12 protein-coding genes and 1 pseudogene are annotated in these 20407 nt (G+C 63.4%); 4 read left to right on the top strand and 9 right to left on the bottom strand.

Going from position 1 to position 20407, the window contains the following annotated elements; translation table 11 throughout:
• Positions 1 to 31 precede the first annotated feature (31 nt).
• The 5 genes and pseudogenes from HHL24_RS14965 to grpE form a co-directional block, all read right to left on the bottom strand.
• Positions 32 to 2053, bottom strand: a complete 2022-nt coding sequence (locus HHL24_RS14965) for a chorismate-binding protein (RefSeq protein ID WP_169486229.1) — start codon at positions 2051 to 2053, stop codon at positions 32 to 34.
• 24 nt (positions 2054 to 2077) lie between these two features.
• Positions 2078 to 3220, bottom strand: coding sequence for a molecular chaperone DnaJ (dnaJ, locus tag HHL24_RS14970; RefSeq protein ID WP_169486230.1), 1143 nt, complete (start codon positions 3218 to 3220; stop codon positions 2078 to 2080).
• Positions 3221 to 3488: 268 nt separating this feature from the next.
• Entirely contained in the window at positions 3489 to 5444 is a 1956-nt protein-coding gene (gene dnaK, locus HHL24_RS14975; RefSeq protein WP_169486231.1) for a molecular chaperone DnaK, read from the bottom strand.
• Between the two features lie 153 nt (positions 5445 to 5597).
• Positions 5598 to 6035: pseudogene (locus HHL24_RS14980) on the bottom strand (thioredoxin family protein).
• A gap of 57 nt (positions 6036 to 6092) precedes the next feature.
• Entirely contained in the window at positions 6093 to 6677 is a 585-nt protein-coding gene (gene grpE / locus HHL24_RS14985; RefSeq protein WP_169486232.1) for a nucleotide exchange factor GrpE, read from the bottom strand.
• 389 nt (positions 6678 to 7066) lie between these two features.
• Between grpE and HHL24_RS14990 the strand changes: the two genes are divergently transcribed.
• A complete protein-coding gene (locus HHL24_RS14990) occupies positions 7067 to 7228 on the top strand; it encodes a hypothetical protein (RefSeq protein WP_012431795.1) in 162 nt (53 codons plus the stop codon).
• On the opposite strand, the gene HHL24_RS14995 is transcribed toward HHL24_RS14990, so the two are convergent.
• The 3 genes from HHL24_RS14995 to hrcA all read right to left on the bottom strand — a co-directional run bounded on the left by HHL24_RS14995 (position 7200) and on the right by hrcA (position 9890).
• Positions 7200 to 7607 (bottom strand): RNA-binding S4 domain-containing protein, encoded by a 408-nt coding sequence (locus tag HHL24_RS14995; RefSeq protein WP_169486233.1) that lies wholly within the window; start codon positions 7605 to 7607, stop codon positions 7200 to 7202. The two genes, HHL24_RS14990 and HHL24_RS14995, sit on opposite strands and share 29 nt — an antisense overlap.
• An 8-nt stretch (positions 7608 to 7615) precedes the next feature.
• Positions 7616 to 8686 carry a ferrochelatase gene (gene hemH / locus HHL24_RS15000; protein ID WP_169486234.1) on the bottom strand — a complete coding sequence of 357 codons (1071 nt, stop codon included), beginning with the start codon at positions 8684 to 8686 and terminating at the stop codon, positions 7616 to 7618.
• Between the two features lie 184 nt (positions 8687 to 8870).
• Complete coding sequence (hrcA, locus tag HHL24_RS15005) at positions 8871 to 9890, bottom strand: heat-inducible transcriptional repressor HrcA (RefSeq protein ID WP_054040981.1); 1020 nt, start codon at positions 9888 to 9890, stop codon at positions 8871 to 8873.
• 354 nt (positions 9891 to 10244) lie between these two features.
• Between hrcA and HHL24_RS15010 the strand changes: the two genes are divergently transcribed.
• The gene (locus tag HHL24_RS15010; protein ID WP_169486235.1) at positions 10245 to 11147 is read left to right on the top strand and encodes an NAD kinase; all 903 of its coding nucleotides are present in this window, start codon (positions 10245 to 10247) and stop codon (positions 11145 to 11147) included.
• 124 nt (positions 11148 to 11271) lie between these two features.
• Positions 11272 to 12942 carry a DNA repair protein RecN gene (recN, locus tag HHL24_RS15015; RefSeq protein ID WP_169486236.1) on the top strand — a complete coding sequence of 557 codons (1671 nt, stop codon included), beginning with the start codon at positions 11272 to 11274 and terminating at the stop codon, positions 12940 to 12942.
• Between the two features lie 262 nt (positions 12943 to 13204).
• On the opposite strand, the gene glnE is transcribed toward recN, so the two are convergent.
• A complete protein-coding gene (gene glnE / locus HHL24_RS15020) occupies positions 13205 to 15997 on the bottom strand; it encodes a bifunctional [glutamate--ammonia ligase]-adenylyl-L-tyrosine phosphorylase/[glutamate--ammonia-ligase] adenylyltransferase (protein ID WP_169486237.1) in 2793 nt (930 codons plus the stop codon).
• Between the two features lie 196 nt (positions 15998 to 16193).
• Between glnE and HHL24_RS15025 the strand changes: the two genes are divergently transcribed.
• Positions 16194 to 20393 (top strand): YhdP family protein, encoded by a 4200-nt coding sequence (locus tag HHL24_RS15025; RefSeq protein ID WP_230417473.1) that lies wholly within the window; start codon positions 16194 to 16196, stop codon positions 20391 to 20393.
• Positions 20394 to 20407: the final 14 nt, after the last annotated feature.

Consider the following 20407-nt stretch of genomic DNA (forward strand, 5'->3'; position numbering starts at 1 on the left):
GCGCCTGCCTGGGACTAGGCTGATATCGTCCTTAGCCCAGCACGTGCGCCTGTACCGCGCCTCGCAGCGCATTGCAAACCAGAAGCGCTTCGGCATCCTGCACATCGAATCGGGTCAACACGCGCTCGGCAGCGTGAAGGTTGGCGTCCTCAAGAAGCACGCCCCGCATGATCCCGGGCAGTACGCCTGACTTTAATGGCGGCGTCCACCACCGTCCCCCCAACTTCACAAACACGTTCGACCGGCCGCCTTCGGTCAACTCGCCGCGCTCGTTAAAGAACACCGTGTCGAAAGCACCCTTCGCTTCCGCTTCGCGCCAGCCGCGGTCATATTCGGCGCGGTGCGTGGTTTTGTGCCGCAGCAGCGGATCATTGGCATCCGTCGCGGGGAACTCGTGGTCCGGCCCGAGCAGCACGCCGACGGTCGAGTCGGGCAGCGGCGTCAGCACTGCCGCTGTTATATGTGCCGCGCCATTTTTGCTCAACGCGAGGCGCACACGGTGCGGGGTTTGCGCAGGCAACGCCGCACATTTCTCTGCAATTTGTGCGCGAATTTTACCTTCATCGTCGAGTTTGAAACCCAGCGTCGCGGCGCTCGCCGAGAGTCGTGCGAGATGGCGCGACAGATGGCGCACGCCTTCTTCCCGCGTCGCATACATCGTTTCGAAGAGCTCGAAACCCGGCTCCGCGCCGGTCAAGAAGCTGGCCTTCAATTGGCACTCCGCATATTCGTCGGCGGCGACGCTGTCGAGCACGATGCCCGCGCCGACGCCCATCTTGCCTTGCAGCTCACCTGGCTGCGCGGTCGGGCTTAAGGTCAATGTGCGGATCGCGACGGACAGGCAGAAGTCGCCGCAGGCGGTGTTGCTTGCAGCCGCTGAGAGGGTATCGGCAGCGGTGGCTGTGCGGGCAGTGGCCTCGGCGGTGGCGGCAACTGTGACGCCAGCAGCACTGATAGCAGGGGTGGCATCGTCTGAGGCGCCAGGAGCACCAGCGACATCGACAGCAATCGCAGGAGCGTCGAGCCAACCGATCGCGCCGGTATAGAGGCCACGCGGCGTGCTTTCCAGTTCCTCAATCAATTGCATGGTGCGATGCTTCGGCGCACCGGTGATCGAGCCGCATGGAAACAGTGCGCGCATGATCCCGGCGAAAGACGTGCCGGCGCGCAGCGTCGAATGCACGGTCGATGTCATCTGCCAGACCGACGCATACGGTTCGACCGAAAACAGCGCCGGCACATTGACCGAGCCCGTCTGCGCCACGCGCGACAGATCGTTGCGCAACAGGTCGACGATCATCACGTTCTCGGCGCGATTCTTCGGGTCGTTTGCAAGGAACTCGGCGGCATGACGATCGGCCACGGGATCGGCTGATCGCGGCGCCGTGCCTTTCATCGGCCGGGCGCGCAACCTGGCGCCTTCCTTCTCGATGAACAACTCCGGCGAGCACGAGAGCACCCACTCGTCGCCCGGCAACGCGATCAGCGCACCGTACGGCACCGGCTGACGGGCCCGCAGCCGCCGATAAAGCGCGCTCGGCGAGCCGAATACATCGAAACCAAGCCGATATGTGTAGTTAACCTGATAAGAGTCGCCCGCGCGCAGAGCGGCATGGATCGCGTCGATCGCTTCGTTGAATTGCTTTGGATCGACGCTCGCGCGCACGTTCGCCGTGCCCGCCACAGACGCCTCGCCCGCGCCACCGTCGCGTTCCACGAGCCACGCATCTACGTCGTCGCGCGACAGCTTCTCGCAACGTTCGAACAATAAAAAACGCAGCGTGGCATCGCCACGCTGCGTTTCTTTCAATGCCCGGTGAGAAAGGCCGCCATCGAGAAGATGCCGGCCAAACTCATAGTCGGCGAGCACGACGGCATGCAAACCACGCCGTGTGTCCGCGGCCACGGCCTCGCACACGACTTCAAGTTGCGCGGCGTCCGCGCAAACCCGTTCATGGACAAAACCCGTGTACAGACGACTCGAACGGCGCGCCGCCGTCGCGTCGCAATCGTCGAGCAACGCGAAAACTGCGTCGCGCTCATCTGCCGTCATGCTTACCGCCAAATCAAACTGCTATTAATCGAAGAAGCTCTTCACCCGATCGAACCAGCTCTTGCTCTGCGGGCTATGCCGCGCGCCGCCTTCCACGAGTGCCTTCTCGAATTGCTGAAGCAACTCGCGCTGCGGCTCGGTGAGCTTGACCGGTGTTTCGACTTGCACGTGCACGTACAGATCGCCGGCAATGCTCGAACGCAGCCCCTTGATACCCTTGCCACGCAGACGGAAAGTCTTGCCCGACTGTGTGCCTTCCGGCACCGTGAAGCTCGCGCGGCCCGCGAGGGTCGGCACTTCGATTTCGCCGCCGAGTGCCGCCGTGGTGAACGGAATCGGCATCTGGCAATGCAGGTCGTCGCCGTCCCGTTCGAACACCGAGTGTTGCTTGATATGAATCTCGACGTACAGATCGCCCGACGGACCGCCGTTGATACCCGGCTCACCGTTGCCGGCTGAGCGGATGCGCATGCCGTCGTCGATACCTGCCGGGATCTTCACTTCCAGCGTCTTGGTTTCCTTCACCTTGCCCGCGCCGTGGCAGTGGCCGCACGGGTCAGGGATATAGGTGCCGGTGCCGTGGCACTTCGGGCAAGTTTGCTGAATGCTGAAGAAGCCCTGCGACATGCGCACCGAGCCCGAGCCGCTACAGGTCGGGCAGGTTTCCGGCTTGGTGCCGGGCTTGGCACCCGAGCCGTGACAGATTTCGCACGACACCCAGCTCGGCACGCGAATCTGCGTGTCGTAGCCATGTGCGGCCTGTTCCAGCGTGATTTCCATGCTGTAGCGCAGATCGGCGCCGCGATACACCTGCGGGCCCGCGCGGCCGCCACCGCCGCGTGCAGCGCCGCCGGCCGCCTGGCCGAAGATGTCGCCAAAAATATCGCCGAACGCATCGGCAAAACCGCCGAAACCTTGCGCACCGGCTCCGCCCATGTTCGGATCGACGCCCGCGTGGCCGTACTGATCGTACGCAGCACGCTTTTGCGAGTCCGACAGCATTTCATAGGCTTCCTTCACCTCTTTGAAATGCTCTTCCGCATCCTTGTTGCCCGGATTGCGGTCGGGGTGGTGCTTCATCGCAAGCTTGCGATACGCCTTCTTGATTTCGTCGTCGCTCGCGTTCTTTGCGACGCCCAGAACCTCGTAGTAATCCCGTTTCGCCATATCGGTTCAACGCCACTCGCGCAATGGGGCGCGGTGGCTCCTCTTGAATGCTGGAGTCTTGCGACTCGTCCGGCCGCTGTTTGCACCGCTTTTAAGCGGCTCAAACAACGCCCTCCATAAAACAAATGTGCCCGGAGAGCCCCAAAAGGCTCGCCAGGCGCGATAACCGCTCTTGCACGTTCATGCCACCCGAATGGGCGCATACCGTTGTGCAGCCGGGCCGCACACATCGCTGTGTGCGGCTTTACGGTCGAAATGCGACCTGGCTTTAGTCTTTCTTCACTTCCTTGAACTCGGCGTCGACCACGTCGTCCTGCTGCTGTTGGCTCGCACCACCTGCCGATGCGCCCGCACCTGCCGCGCCCGCTGCCGCAGCTTCAGCACCTTGTGCAGCCTGCATGTCGGCGTACATCTTCTCGCCCATCTTCTGCGAGGCGGTCGCCACCACTTCGATCTTGGCTTCGATCGCGGCCTTGTCGCTCGAACCGCTCTTCAGCGTTTCTTCGAGGTCCTTCAGCGCGGTTTCGATCGCTTCCTTCTCAGCGGCTTCCAGCTTATCGCCGTATTCGGTGAGCGCCTTCTTCGTGCTGTGGACCAGCGCGTCGCCCTGGTTGCGGGCATCGGCCAGTTCACGCAGCTTGTGATCTTCTTCCGCGTTCGCTTCGGCGTCCTTCACCATCTTTTCGATTTCAGCTTCGGACAGACCCGAGTTCGCCTTGATCGTGATGCGGTTTTCCTTGCCGGTCGCCTTGTCTTTCGCGCCGACGTGCAAAATGCCGTTCGCGTCGATGTCGAAGCTCACTTCGATCTGAGGCGTGCCGCGCGGTGCCGGCGGAATGCCTTCGAGGTTGAACTCGCCCAGCAGCTTGTTGCCCGCTGCCATTTCGCGTTCGCCCTGGAACACCTTGATCGTCACGGCGCCCTGATTGTCATCAGCCGTCGAGTAGACCTGTGCGTGCTTGGTCGGGATCGTGGTGTTCTTGTTGATCATCTTCGTCATCACGCCGCCGAGCGTTTCGATGCCGAGCGACAACGGGGTCACGTCGAGCAGCAGAACGTCCTTGCGGTCACCCGACAGAACCTGGCCTTGAATCGCGGCGCCAACGGCCACGGCTTCGTCCGGGTTCACGTCACGGCGCGGATCCTTGCCGAAGAATTCCTTAACCTTTTCCTGGACCTTCGGCATACGGGTCATACCGCCGACCAGAATCACGTCGTCGATTTCGCCGACCTTCACGCCTGCGTCCTTGATCGCCGTGCGGCACGGTTCGATCGTGCGTTCGATCAGCTCTTCAACCAGCGCTTCCAGCTTCGCACGCGTAATTTTCAGGTTCAAGTGCTTCGGACCCGACGCGTCGGCCGTGATGTACGGCAGGTTGATTTCGGTTTGCTGGCTCGACGACAGTTCGATCTTCGCCTTTTCAGCCGATTCCTTCAGGCGTTGCAGCGCGAGCACGTCTTTCGACAGATCGACGCCCTGTTCCTTCTTGAACTCGCCGATGATGTAATCGATGATGCGCTGGTCGAAGTCTTCACCGCCGAGGAACGTGTCGCCGTTCGTGGACAGCACTTCGAACTGCATTTCACCGTCAACGTCTGCGATTTCGATGATCGACACGTCGAACGTACCGCCGCCCAGGTCATACACCGCGATCTTGCGGTCGCCCTTTTCGGCCTTGTCCAGACCGAATGCCAAAGCGGCTGCGGTCGGTTCGTTGATGATTCGCTTCACTTCCAGACCGGCGATGCGGCCTGCGTCTTTGGTAGCCTGACGCTGGCTGTCGTTGAAGTACGCGGGAACCGTAATCACAGCTTCCGTGACCGGCTCACCGAGGTAGTCTTCAGCGGTCTTCTTCATCTTGCGCAGCACTTCTGCCGAGATTTGCGGCGGTGCCAGCTTCTGATCGCGCACATCGACCCATGCGTCGCCGTTGTCGGCCTTCATGATCTTGTACGGCATCAGGCCGATGTCTTTCTGCACTTCTTTTTCTTCGAAGCGGCGGCCGATCAGGCGCTTAACGGCGTACAGCGTGTTACGCGGGTTCGTGACCGACTGACGCTTAGCCGGCGCGCCGACGAGAATTTCGCCGTCTTCCATGTAAGCGATGATCGACGGCGTGGTGCGCGCACCTTCCGAGTTCTCGATCACTTTGACCGAATTGCCTTCCATGATCGCCACGCACGAGTTGGTCGTGCCGAGGTCGATGCCAATGATTTTGCCCATTTTTACTAATCTCCTGACTTTGATCGCTGCGGGAATCGCCGTTTTTGCCCATCTGGCGGTACGGCGATCCGCTCTCAATTCCTACCTGCACTGAACATAAGTGCGTCCGCATCGTTTTCAAGACCTCTTTTACGATGCGGTCTTTAATTTTTTTCAATCAGCCGAACTTTTGCCGCTTTTTTCACCATTTGTCGCGCTGCCGACCGTCTTGGCCGCCCGGAACTTTTCCCGCGCGACCGCGACCGCCGCCTCGAACTGCCCAAGGCCGTGCCAGCCGGTTGCCCGGCCGAGCCGCTTGCCTCGGTAAAAGAAGCACCAGGTGGGCACGCCGTGAAGCGTGAAACGCCGGCCCAGTTCATGATGCTCGTAGACGTTCCAGCGAAACCATCTGAGCCCAAGCGCACGAATCGCGTCCGGCTGCGCCAGCATGGCCTTCTTGGCGATCTCGCAGTTAAAGCAGTCGAGACCCTAGAAAAACACCACAGCCAGCTCATCACCGGCTTCGGCCAGCCCGGCGTCAAATGACTCGGCGCTGAGTTCCTGCATGCCCAAAACGGCGAACGCAGTGGCGTCGACCGGAATGTTGGCCATGACGGTGCCTGTCAGGCGGAAAGGCTGATAGTCGGCTTATGACGCGGCTTGTGATACTTACTTCGGCGCCGCGACGGTCACGAGGGCCGGACGCAGCACGCGGTCGGCGATCACAAAGCCTTTTTGCAGCACAGCAACGACGGTGTTCGGTTCCTGATCGGCCGGCACCATCGAAATAGCCTGGTGACGGTGCGGGTCGAACTTCTCGCCGACCGGGTTCAGGGCGACGACGCGGCCCTTCTCCAGCGCGCCGGAGAGCTGGCGCAGCGTGAGTTCGACGCCTTCGCGGACCTTTTGCAGATCGTCGGACGAATGGGCAACCGCTGCTTCGAGGCTGTCGACCACCGGCAGCAAATGCTCAGCGAAGCTTTCGATCGCGAACTTGTGGGCCTTGGCGACATCTTCCTGGGCGCGGCGGCGCACGTTCTCAGTCTCAGCCTTCGCCCGCAGGAAGCTTTCCTGCAGCTCGGCGATCTTTGCTTCTGCTTCGGCCAATGCGGCTTCCGCGCCGGATACCAGCGCTTCAGGCGCAGCGTTTGCAGCCGCGTCCTGTTGGGATGCTGCGGCCTCGGCGGCCTGGCGCGCGGTTTCGTCGGCGGGCGTGGGATTCTGGCTCGTCGGGTTCTCTTGCGTGTTTTCCATGTCGCTGAAAGTCGTTAAAAAGTTAAAGCTAACGGTGGCGGCAACGCGTCAAAGCTGGCGCAATTTGTGCGTTGCAAAATTGCCACAGACAACTTGGTGCACAACTCGGTGCGTTAACGCGTATCGAAACGGCAGATGGGGCCGGAAAGACCCATTTCAAGCGCATCTCCCGGAACTTTTCGCACCGCGGACGTGCGGCAGAAATGCCCGGTTACAACCGTTATTGCGTCGCAATCAGATTGAGATTGAGTGCGCCCGACAAGTGGCCTATGCTCCAATAAAGCGTCGAAAAAGACACGTTAACCCTAATCTAACGTAAGCCTTACCGACATTTTTCAATTCCACCTGATTCGCCTGTTTCCGTCCTGAATCTTCCCAAGGGGAGTACCGTGAAACTGACCTTTGCAATATCGGTGGTCGCATTGGTACTGATCGCGGGCACCACGACCATCTGCATGTCCGGGGCCGTCAACGATCACACCACCGAGTACGGCGGTGTGCACGCGACGATGGAACAGTTGTTCAATCCCCACCTGAAAGTTTGTCGATAATGCGCCGGTCGCGCTTGGTCGGCCTGCCGTGTAAAGCGGCGGCCGGTTCGCGGTATGTCTTGCGCCGCTCCTGCTCGACCTGCCGCTTCACTTTGCTCTCTTCGGTTTCCGCATAAAGCGTCTGCGCGACGCTGGCTGGGCCACGCACGTCGCACACACCCAGCACTTCCACCTGCCACACAATCCGCTCGATCTCGATCTCCACCAGGTCGCCGACGCGCACATCTTTGGCCGGCTTGACGCTGGCGCCGCCGATGCGCACATGGGCTTTCTCGACCGCATCCGCCGCGAGTGAGCGGGTCTTGAAGAAGCGCGCCGCCCAAAGCCATTTGTCTATGCGCAGCTTCGCGCCCGGTTCAGTTGAAATCCTGTAGTTCATGAGCCTGCTTAAGCCCCGCTCGTGTGTGGCACCGGCACCGCTTGCACGGGCCAGCCCTGCAGATTCTGCGCGACGATTTCGCCTAGCGCGGCGATCCACGGTTGCGAGGCGTTCACGCAGGGAATTCGATGAAACTCCTTGCCACCCGCCAGCAGGAACTCGTCGCGTACTTCCATGCCAATTTCTTCAATCGTTTCAAGGCAGTCGGCGGTAAAGCCCGGACAGAACACGTCGGCCCGCCGCACACCCGCCGAGCCCAATTCCTTCAGCGTGGGGGCAGTGTACGGCTGCAACCATTCGGCCTTGCCGAAGCGCGACTGAAACGTGATGCGGCATTCCACCTGCGTCAATCCCAGTGCCTGCGTCAACAACGCGCCGGTCTGTTGGCATTGCTCGTGGTACGGATCACCGAGATCCATTGTGCGCTTGGGCACGCCGTGAAAACTCAGCACCAGCTTGTCGCCTGCCGCGAAGTCCGGCCGGCCGTGGTGATGCCAGTAGTGATGCACTTGAGCAGCGAGCGCGGCGATATACGCCGGATGATCGGCGTACTGGCGCACCGTGCGGATTTCCGGCTGGTTGCGCATGCGCTTGAGAGCCGAAAAAACGTCGTCGAAAGCCGTGGCCGTGGTCGACGACGAGTATTGCGGGTACATGGGCATCAGCAGCACGCGCTCGGCGCCCGCCAGCTTCAGCTGGTTCAGCATGGCCGGAATGCCGGGCGTGCCGTAGCGCATGGCGTAGTCGACCAGCACCGTGTAGTCGTTCAATTGCAGCAGATGGCGCAAACCCTCCACCTGCTTCTCCGTGAAGACACGCAGCGGCGAGCCTTCCGGCATCCATACGGCCGCGTATTTCTTCGCAGACGCACGGCTGCGGAACGGCAAAATCAACAACTGCAGGATCACCTGCCAGAGCAGCGCCGGAATTTCGACCACGCGAGGATCGGACAGGAACTGCGCAAGATAGCGACGGACCGCACGCGGCGTCGGCGCGTCGGGCGTGCCGAGATTGATCAGCAGCACGGCGACACGGTGTGACGTGGCGTTCTGTGAAGGCCGCTCGAGGTCGAAGCGCATAGGCAACAGAGATAACCGCTTTAGGCGGAGAGTCGGTTCAGGTGGAATTCATTATAGCGGCGCGGTCTATTGCGAGGTCCGCCAGGGACCCCTGGCCATTCGGCCAATTGGCAAGCCGCGCGCCGTCGCGCATCATTTGCAGCATGAAGTGCCGCAGCCGGCAGTGACCGGTAGTGACTACTGGTTACTGTTGACTAAGCGTGAGGGAAAGCAGCCGCGCGGTGATGTCGACAATCGGAATCACGCGGTTGTAGGCCATGCGGGTCGGCCCGATCACGCCGAGCGTGCCGACGATCTTGCCGTTCACCTCATAAGGCGCGGTCACCACGCTCATTTCCTCGATCGGCACGAGATTCGACTCTCCGCCGATGAAAATCTGCACGCCCGCGGCGTGACTCGACACGTCGAGCAACTGAAGGAGACTGGTCTTTTGGTCGAACACATCGAACAGCTTGCGCAAGCGCGCCATGTCCGACGAAAGGTCGGCGACTTCGAGCAGGTTGCGCTCGCCGGAAATCAGCACGGTCTCGCCGGTGTCGGATTCATCCGTGCTGGCCGTGACCGCGGCATGCATCAGCGTGGTCATGTCGCCGCGCAATTCGTCGATTTCTTCGCGCAGGCGGCGGCGCACGTCGTCGAACGAGAGGCCCGCGAAGTGCGCGTTGATGTAATTGGAGGCTTCCACCAGCTGCGACGGCGAAAAGTCGCGCTGGGTTGCCATGATGCGGTTCTGTACGTCGCCTTCGGGCGTCACGATAATCAGCAGGATGCGCTTGTCGGACAGGCGCATGAATTCGATCTGCTTGAACACGTGGCTGCGGCGCGGCGTGAGCACCACACCGGCGAACTGCGACAGATTGGACAGCACACTGGCCGCCGCGGCGACGACTTTCTGCGGTTCGCCTGCCTGCAGCGTAGTCTTGACGATACGCATTACCGCTTCTTCGTCCGCGGCGGATTCCACCGTCAACATGGTATCGACGAACAGCCGGTAGCCACGCGGCGTCGGAATGCGGCCCGCTGAAGTATGCGGACTGATCACAAGCCCCAGGTCCTCGAGATCGGACATCACGTTGCGGATCGTCGCCGGACTCAGTTCGAGGCCGGAATAGCGTGACAACGTGCGCGAGCCGACCGGCTGACCTTCGGCGATGTAGCGCTCGATCAGCGTTTTGAGGAGGGTTTGTGCGCGGGGATCTAGCATGACGGAAAATTTTAGCTTAATGAAGCGACTACAGCGAGCGCTAACGGCGCCAACTCCTGACTATCGCGCCGCCGGTTGGCGGGGCGGCGCCTGGTATTCTGTGCGGCGCCTTGACTGGCGCTGTGTTCAGCATCATTGTCAGCGCGCCGCCGAGGTTCGAACCCCGCGGCTCGCCAGCCACCATTCCGGCGGGTCCGCTAGCGGCAAGCCGCCGGACCACAACCGGCGCGCATGTCATCAAGGTTTCACCATTCTAACGATAATCGCCCAATGCGCTGGCAGCCCGCTCGCGCAGGCCCGCTACCGGGTCTGTCTACGGTTCTTTTCAGGCCCTACCTATGGTGTAATGCCGGCATGCAAGTGACTAGCCAGTTCAAGACCGTCGCGCTCGTCGGGCGCAACAATACCCCGGGCATCGGCGAGCCGCTGACCGCGCTCGCCTCGTGCATCGCGAGGCGCGGCTTCGAGGTCGTGTTCGAAGCCGACACCGCCGCCGAGATCGGCATCACCGACTATCCGGCGCTGCGTCCCGCCGAGATCGGCGCGCGTGCCGACGTTGCCGTGGTGCTTGGCGGCGACGGCACGATGCTAGGCATTGGCCGCCAGCTTGCGCCTTACCGCACGCCGCTGATCGGCATCAACCACGGGCGGCTCGGCTTCATTACCGACATTCCGATCTCCGACATGCGCGAGATCGTGCCGCAAATGCTCTCCGGCAACTTCGAGCGCGAAGAGCGCATGCTGCTTGAAGCGCGCATCATGCGCGGCGGCAACCCGATCTATCACGCGCTTGCCTTCAACGACGTGGTGGTCAACCGTAGCGGTTTCTCCGGGATGGCGGAACTGCATGTCTCGGTGGACGGGCGCTTCATGTACAACCAGCGCTCGGACGGCCTGATCGTCGCCACGCCTACGGGTTCGACCGCCTACGCGCTGTCCTCGCAGGGGCCGATCCTGCATCCGCAATTACAAGGCATCGTGCTGGTGCCGATCGCGCCGCATGCGTTGTCGAACCGGCCAATCGTGCTGCCGGACGACTCGAAGGTGAGCATCCAGATCGTCTCGGGCCGCGAAGTAAACGTCAATTTCGACATGCAGTCGTTCACCTCGCTGGAATTAGGCGACACGATCGAAGTGCGGCGCTCGCGCCATACGGTACCGATGTTGCACCCGGTCGGCTACAGCCACTTCGCCACGCTGCGCAAGAAGCTGCACTGGAACGAATACCCGTCGCACGAAGAAGATACCAAGCCCTGAGCGGCCGGACCGCCGGAACCCTGGAACGCCGGCCTTCCGAAGGCCGGCCCCCGGAAGGCCGGCCCCCGGAACGCGAACGCCACCGCTGCCGAACCCTGAATATCAAGCTCATCAGACGACCTCCATGCTTCGCCACCTCTCGATACGCGACTTCGTCATCGTCGCCGCGCTCGATCTCGAATTCGACAGCGGCTTTACCGTTTTCTCAGGCGAAACAGGCGCCGGCAAGTCGATCCTGATCGACGCGCTGGCCCTCGCGCTCGGCGCCCGTGCCGATGCGAGCGTGGTGCGCACCGGCGAGAGCCGCGCCGACATTACGGCGGAGTTCGAGACGCATGCGCAAGTCGAGCAATGGCTCGACGAGCAAGCGCTCGGCACGACCGCCGACGACGGCCACCACGGCGGCACCGTGATGCTGCGTCGCGTGCTGGATGTGAACGGCCGCTCGCGTGCGTTCATCAACGGCACGGCGGCCACGCTCGCGCAGTTGCGCGAAGTCGGCGAGATGCTGGTGGATATTCACGGGCAGCATGCGCACCAGTTGCTAATGCGCCCGGACGCACAACGCGAACTGTTCGACACCCATGCCGGCCTCACGGAAACCGCGGCAACCGTCACGCGCGCATGGCGATCGTGGCGCGAAAAGGTTCAGGCCGTCGAACATGCGCAAACGCGCGACCGCGAACTACAGCTGGAGCGCGAGCGCCTCGCCTGGCAGCTCACCGAACTGGATAAACTTTCGCCGCAACCGGGCGAATGGGAAGAAGTCAACACCGAGCACCGGCGCCTGTCGCATTCAGCCAATCTGATCGACGGCGTTCAAGGGGCGCTCAGCGCGCTGTCCGAATCGGACGAGGCAATGATCACGCATCTCGCCTCGATCGTGTCGAAGGTACGCGACCTGGCCGAGATCGACCCGGCGCTGAACGACGTGCTCGCGGCGCTGGAGCCGGCCGAAATCCAGTTGCAGGAAGCGGCCTATTCGCTCAGTCACTACGCTCAGAAGCTCGATCTCGATCCGGACCGGCTCGCCCAGGTCGAAAAGCGTCTCGACGCGCTGCACTCTGCCGCGCGCAAATTCCGCTTGCAACCCGAGACACTGCCGGAAGAACACGAAGCGCGCCGCGCCCAACTTGCCGCGCTCGACGCCGCCGCCGATCTCGACAGCCTCCACGCGGCCGAAAGCAAAGCTAAAGAAGCCTTCCTTAGTGAAGCGAAAAAACTATCGAAGGCGCGCGCCAAGGCCGGAAAGGCTCTGGGCTCTGCTGTCACCACTGGCATGCAGGAACTGTCGATGAAAGGCGGCAGCTTCGAAGTGGCGCTGGTGCAATTGCCGGAAGGCGGCGCGCATGGGCTCGAGCAGGTCGAGTTCCGCGTCGCCGGTCATGCCGGCGTGCCACTGCGGCCGCTCGCGAAGGTTGCCTCAGGTGGCGAACTGGCGCGGATCAGTCTCGCCCTGGCTGTCATCGCGAGCGCCGCGAGTCCGACACCAACCCTGATCTTCGACGAAGTGGATACGGGGATCGGCGGCGGCGTCGCTGAAGTGGTTGGACGGCTGCTGCATCAACTGGGACAGGCGCGTCAGGTGCTGTGCGTCACGCACTTGCCGCAAGTCGCCGCGCGTGGCGACCATCATTTCCAGGTGGCCAAGGCGGGCAACGGCAAGGGCGGCACGGTTAGCAGCGTGACTTCGCTGGACCGCGCAAGCCGTGTCGAGGAAGTCGCGCGGATGCTAGGCGGACTGGAGATCACCGCGACTACGCGCAAGCATGCGAAGGAAATGCTGGCAGCTTAGGAACTCGGGTTGGACATCATCGCGGCATTCTGCGAATCCAAGGCAACGCCCACGGGCAGCGCGTGAGGAATTGCGGACCCGCGACTCAAGCGTCGGCACGAGGTGCAAATCCGCCACCGGCCGCCCGAGCGGCGCACGCTGAGCCGTGACGCGTGCCGCCGCTACGGGCAGTGCCAAGCGAACTCAGTGAACCGCGGCGCGCCGGGCAGCGCGACGCACCGGTAGCTGGCCCTTGGCGTCTGGCACCTCACCCCCTTCAGCCTCAGCCAAACACCCGCTTCCACAGCCCCAGCACCGCCTCACGCTCAGTCACCACCAGCGCCGGATCGACCCGCGCCTTCTCCATCCCATCCAGCCGCAGCTTGTGCTGCAACTTCCGGTAGGTCCGATAAGCCGCGCCGACCGTCTCCGCTTCCGCCTCACTCATCAGGCCGAAGCGCGACACTTCACGCAGCAGCGCGATGTTGCCGGTATTACGGATCAGTTCAGGATCGCTCGCCGCATGCAGCAACACCCAGTACTGCACGGTGAATTCGATATCGACCATGCCGCCGCGATCGTGCTTCAGGTCGAACAACGCCGTATGGTTCGGATGCCCCGCCTCGACGCGCTCGCGCATCTCGACGATTTCCTTCGCGAGCGGCCCGGCTTCGCGCGGCGTGGTCAGCACCTGCTCGCGGATCTGCTCGAATTTCGCGCCGATTTCGGCGTCGCCTGCGCAGTAGCGCGCCCGGCTCAACGCTTGATGCTCCCACACCCAGGCTGTATTGGCGGCATCGCCTTCGCGCAGTTGATAACGGCGGAACGCATCCAGATCGGTGACAAGCAGGCCCGACTCGCCGTTCGGCCGCAGCCGTAAGTCGACATCGAACAAGGTGCCCGCGCCGGTCGCCGTCGTCAGCCAGGTGATGAGACGGCGGGTGTAGGTGGCGTAGACGTCGGCGGCGGCATCGTCCGGATCGTCGTAGAGGAAGATGACGTCGAGGTCGGACGCGTAACCGAGCTCCTTGCCGCCCAGCTTGCCGTACGCGATCACCGCAAACTTCGGCATCTCGCGGTGACGTTTGGCCAACTGCTTCCAGACGGCTTCGAGCGTGACGTCGAGCACGGCGTCGGCGAGTTCGGACAGACGGTCGCTCACATGCTCGACACTCAGCCTGCCGGCCAGATCGATCAACAGGATGCGGAACACCTCGGCCTGGTGCGCATGACGCAGCAGGTCCATCTGTTGCTCGACGCCATCCGCTGCGGCCAGCCGCAAGCGCAGCGTGCGCTTGAATTCAGGCCAGTCGAACGGACTGTCCATCGCCTCGTCATCGAGAAGTTCGTCAAGCAACTGCGGATGGCGGATCAGATAGCCGGCGGCCCAGCGCGAACCACCCAGCACCGAGAGCACCCGATGCAGCGCCTGCGGATATTCAGTCAGCAGCGCAAGGTACGCGCCGCGCCGGCTCACGGCTTCGAGCAGGTCGAAGAAACGCGCCACCGTATCGCCGCGCCGTTCGGGCGGCTCCAACGTACGCGCGGCTTCCAGCGCACGCTGCGCGACGATGTCGAAGCGCTGCCGGCTACGCTCGGCGAGCCCTGCATAACGCGACGACTGCCACACCCCGCGCAAGCGCGCCAGCAGTTCGCCCGGCTCGGGCACACCCAGCTCGATCAGGCGCGTCGCAAGCGCTTCGTCAGCGCTGTCGTCGGCGAGCGCGCTGCTCCAGACCCATGCCGCCGCGCCGTCTTCCGGTGCGCCGCAGCCGTCGCGTCCGCTCACCTTGTCGGCGAAAATCTGGTCAAACTGCTGTTCGACGAATTCGCGGTGCGCGTCGAGCTTGAGCATCAGCGCGGCATAGTCGTCGCAACCCATGGCGTGCGCGAGCGCCACACGTTCCTCGGGATCGACCGGCATCGCGTGGGTTTGCGCGTCGTTGCGGTATTGCAGGCGGTGTTCGAGCTCGCGCAGGAAGCGGTACGCCTGTGAAAGCTTCACGCAGACCGAGGTATCGATCAGCCCGTGCGTGGCCGCGTGCCGCAAGACGGCGAGCGTCGGACGCACCCGGAAGCCGGCATCCTGGCCGCCCCGTATCAGCTGAAATACCTGAGCGCTGAATTCGATTTCGCGGATGCCGCCGCGGCCCAGCTTGATGTCGTCGGCCTTGTCGGGCCGCATCGAGGCGCGCCGCTGCGCTTCCTGGCGAATTTGCAAATGCAGCGCGCGAATCGCGCTGATCACGCCAAAGTCGAGATAACGTCGATAGACAAACGGCGTGACGATCGCGTCGAGCTGCTTCTGCAACCGCCGCGCCGCCTCGCTCGCGCCTTCGGATACGAGCCGGCCCTTGATCCACGCATAGCGCTCCCACTCGCGGCCCTGCACGTAGAAATACTCTTCGAGCATGCCGAGGCTGCACACGAGCGGTCCCGAATCGCCGTTTGGCCGCAAGCGCATATCGACCCGGAACACATAACCGTCGGCAGTCACCTCGGCTAGTGCGCCAATCAGGCGCTTACCGAGGCGCGTAAAAAAATCCTGTGTCGCGATCGGCGAACGCTGACCGCCCGCGGTCTCACCGTCTTCTTCATAGATGAAGATCAGGTCGATATCCGACGACACGTTCAGCTCACGCCCGCCCAGCTTGCCCATTCCGACCACGCCGAGCGCGAGCCGCTCGCCCTGCGGTCCGCGCGGCTCGCCGTAAAGCGTTTCGAGCTCGGCGGACACGACCGCGAGAGCACGCTGGATCGTCGTCTCCGCCAGATCGGTCATCGCGCCGGTGACTTCGGCGATATCCGCCTCGCCCGCCAGGTCGCGCTCCATCACGGCGCAAAATACCTCGGTGCGCAACTGGCGCAAGGCCCGTTTGAGTGCATCCTCGCTTAACGGGCCGCCGCCCGCGCCGGCTGCCTCGGCGCACAGCACGTCAAAGCGCGCGTCGATCCGTTCGCGTGTGAGGGGTGCGGACGCGAGCGCCGCCACATGCGCCACGATTTGCGGACGGGCCGCAGCGGCGCGCGCCGCGTAATGTGAATAGCTGGAACTCAGGAGAGTGGCGTCGGTCATCAAGGGTCTGGCTCGCTCGTTGCTTTATCAGCGTTGTTCAGTTCGCTGCAACACACGGTCCATGCGGGGTCCGGCGGCCTCGCGCAGGTCGCGAGACGGCATGCAGAAAGGGTTTGCCGGAGGTCCGCCGACGCTTTCCCGTGTGTTACATTTCGTCGTTAATTCGCAAAACTACCATACGCCCACCCGCCGCAGCATGTCCGAGCGAAACGAATCCGCCGACCCGCACGAAACCAGGCAGGTCCGGCCCGCGAGCGGAAGCGCCCATGTGGTGCTGCATCGGACGTCCCATGTGGTGATGGCGCTCGCACTCGCCTTCTACTTCATCGCGGCGGGTCTGCTTCTCGGTTTGCGTTACGTGCTGCTGCCGCACATCGACTCGTTCCGGCCGCGCATCGAAGCCACCGTCTCCGACAAGCTGCACACGCAGTTCACCATCGGTAAGCTGGCGCCGCATTGGAGCGGCTTTCAGCCGGGCCTCGATGCTACCGATATCGTCATCCGCGACCCAGAAGGCAAAGCGGCGCTGACCATTCCGCACGCCACCGCCACGCTCTCGTGGAAGTCGCTCTGGCAATTCCATCCCGCGCTTTCCAGCCTGATCGTCGATCAGCCCGACGTGCTGGTGTCGCGCAGCGGCGACGGCGTGATCTCGGTGGCCGGCGTGCCGGTGCCGACCCGCCACAGCGGCAATGACACCCTGTCCACGTGGTTGTTGCGCCAACAGGCGATCGTGGTGCGCGGCGGCGTGCTGCGCTGGCGCGATGCCCAGCATGACGCGCCGGAACTCGCCTTGCGCGACATCCGGATCGCAATTCTCAACGAGGGCTACGATCACCGGCTCGCGTTGCAAGCGCCCGCCGACGGCCATGTCCTGGACGGGCCGATCGACTTCCGCACACATTTCAAACACGCCCGGCTCTCCGCGATCGGCAAGCCGATCAACTGGGCCGGCCAGGTTTATATGTCGACAGGTCCGGTCAATCTGCCGACCCTTGCGCGCTACATCAATTTCCCGATCGAGATGTTCGCCGGCCGCATCGACAATGCGATCTGGGCCGACTTCGCCGATGGCCATATGAAGTCGGCGAGCGGACAACTAGCCGGCACGGACGTCTCGATGCGGGTCCGCCCGACCCAGCCCAAGCTGGTCGTGCCGATCGCCAATTTCTCGTGGCATGTCGAAGTCGACCAGGGCGACTACACGCTGCAACTGAACGACTTGCACGCCGAGCTCGGCCAGCCGCCGCTCGACGACGGCACCCCCCTCACCCGCACCCTCGCGCTATCCACGCTGAACGGCCGCTACCGGACCGCCTCGCTGCAGCATGGGCAACTCGTCAGCGTCAGTGGCGACCGCGTCGACCTGGGCATCCTCGCCGAATTCAGCCGCGCGCTGCCATTACCGCGCCCCCTGCTGAACAATCTGGTGCGCTTCAATCCACGCGGCATGGTGTCGAACTATGTGATCGAAGTCGAACGCGGTAAACCCGAGTCGGGCGAAGCGGGCAGCGACCACCGTCCAAGCGGCGCCGAGCCGATCGAGCGCTACCGTTTCAAGGGCGACCTGCAAGGCATCAGCTTCGCCGCGCAGGAACCGCCGCCGGGGCTCACCCCGCTGAATCACCCGCGCGCGGGGATTCCCGGCATCGAAAACCTGTGGGGCAGCGTCGATGCCGACGAAAACCACGGCACGGCGACACTCAACACCTCCAACGTCGCGATTACGCTGCCGGGGGTGTTCGACGACCCGCGCCTGAAACTCGACCATCTGCATGGCCGGGCAGACTGGACCATCACACCGAAGGCGCCGGGCGAAAATCACCCGGCCTTCGCCGTCAAGCTGGCCGACTTCGGCATCTCGAACGCGGACGCTGACGCCACCGCCACCGCCGATTACAGCAACCCAGGCCATGGGCGTGGCTCGCTCGATCTGAAGGCCGATTTCCAGCGGGCGCAGGTCACGCGCATCGTCCGCTATCTGCCGACCAGCATCAGCGAAAAGCTGCGCATCTATCTGGGCCATGGGCTGCAAGCCGGCATATCGCACGGCGCGACGATCGAAATACGCGGCGATCTGACCAAATTCCCGTACTCCCGCGCCCCGGAGGCCGGGATCTTCCATATCGTCGCGCCGTTCAAGGGCGGCAAGTTCGATCCGTCGCCGTACCCGCCGCGCAAGATGAAGAACGGCACACCGAACGTGTGGCCGCCGCTGGACGGCATTGACGGCGTGTTCGAACTCAAGCAGAACGTCCTGCGCTTCGATATCGACCGCGCCCATTACAAGCAGGTCGCGCTGACCCGTGTAAACGGCAAGATCGACGATCTCGGCACCAGGGCGTCCGACCTGATCATCGATGGCAACGGCCGTGGTCCGCTTGCCGACATGCTCGACTACGTCAACGAAAGCTCGCTCGGCATCATGGCCAAACATGAGACCGAGAAAGTGCGCGCCGAAGGGCCGGCGTCGCTGGCGCTCAAGCTGACCGTGCCGCGCACGCCGAAGCCGCATATCGGCGTGGAAGGCGCGGTGGGCTTCCAGAACAATCGATTGACGGTCGATAACGTGCCGCCGTTGTCGCAACTGAACGGCAAGGTGCGCTTTACTGAACATACGGCGCAGCTCGACCGGCTCTCGGGCCAGTTCCTCGGCGGCGACGTGCACGCGAACGGTGGCCTGAAGCAGGACGGCACGTATGCACTTGATCTCGGCGGCCACATCGCCGTCGATGCCGCGCGCGGCCTGAATCTGCATGGCCCGGCCGCACAGGTGCTGACGCGCATGAGCGGCAGCGCGCCCTACGCGCTCAACCTGCGCGGCGCCAAGGGGCGGTTGCCGGAGGTTACGGCGAACTCCGATCTGACCGGCCTCGCGCTCGACTTCCCCGCGCCGTTCGACAAACCGGTCGGCACGCCAATGCCGCTGCACTTCGCGGTCAGCCCGTCGACCGACGCGAGCGAAGCCGGTCTGGAACGCGCCGACCTCACCTTCGGCCCGATCGCCGCCACCTATCTGCTGCGTTACCAGCCAAAAACGCCACCGACGGTCGTGAGCGGCGCGATCGGCGTCAACAAACCCGCCGACTTGCCGTCCGGTGGCGTGATCGCCGCCGTCGACGTCGAGGCGTTCGACGCCGACGCCTGGCGCGCGCTCGTCGCACAGATGCGCAGCAAGGAAGCGCCAACACCCCTGCCCGCCGCCGCAGCAGCGCCGGCTGCGCCAAATCCGACCCTCGCGCAATTCCTGCCGAGCCGCTTCGCGCTGCACATCGGCACGCTGACGCTGCTCAAACGGCACTGGGACAGCGTGATCGTCGGCGCGTCGCATGCGGACGGTAAATGGCAGGCCAACATTGCGTCGAACCAGGTGTCGGGTCACGTTTCCTGGCTGCCGGGCGCCAATAAGGAATCACCGGGTACGCTACAGGCGCGCTTCGCCCGTGTGGTGATTCCCTCCGCCACCGACAAAGACCTGCTCGGCCAGGCCATGTCGGCGCCGGCACAGAACATGCCGTCGATCGATCTGGTGGTCAATGAGTTGATCGTGCGCGATCGCAACATAGGCCGGCTCGAAGTCGACGCACACAACTTCGACGAAGAGGGTGTACCAGTCTGGCAACTCGACAAGCTCGACATCACCAACCCCGCCGCCACGCTGACCGCCACCGCGAACTGGCGCACCTCGACGGGCCTCGGCAACACCGCCGACGAAACAACGCCGCGCCGTACCGTGTTCGATTTCAAACTCGACATCAAGGATGCGGGCGCGCTGCTGGAGCGCTTCGGCCAGCCGCACACGCTCAAGGCCGGTAGCGGCACGCTGTCGGGCAAGGTCGTGTGGCGCGGCGGCCCGACCACCATCGACTACCCGACGCTCAACGGCAATCTGGCCGTCGATCTGCGTCACGGGCAGATTCTCAAGGTCGACCCGGGCGTCGCGAAACTGCTCGGCGTGCTCAGCCTGCAAAGCCTCGCGCGCTTCGCCACGCTCAACTTCCGCGACGTGATCGGCGAAGGGCTGCCGTTCGAGCGCGTCACCGGCACGGGCCAGATCAACAATGGCATTGGCCGCACCGAAAACTTTGAGATGGTGACGGCGCCGGCCCGCGCTGAGATGAAGGGCTCGGTGGACCTTGCGCAGGAAACCCAGGATCTGCACGTGCAGATCGTGCCGACCGTCAGCGCCGGCGCCGCCGTGATCGCCGCGACCGTGATCAATCCGCTGCTCGGGCTTGGCGCGCTGGTGGCCGATCTGGCGTTCAGCAAATCGGTCTCCACGGCGTTTGCGCGCGAATACGCGATTACCGGTCCGTGGTCGAAACCGCACATCGAGCGGGTGAAGAGCGATCGCGGTAAGATGGACGCTCCGGCTTCGACCGTGGAAGCGCACTAAGCCCGATCCGATCC

Origin of the sequence: Paraburkholderia polaris (assembly GCF_012927345.1) — a bacterium.
GTDB classification, from domain to species: Bacteria; Pseudomonadota; Gammaproteobacteria; order Burkholderiales; family Burkholderiaceae; genus Paraburkholderia; species Paraburkholderia polaris.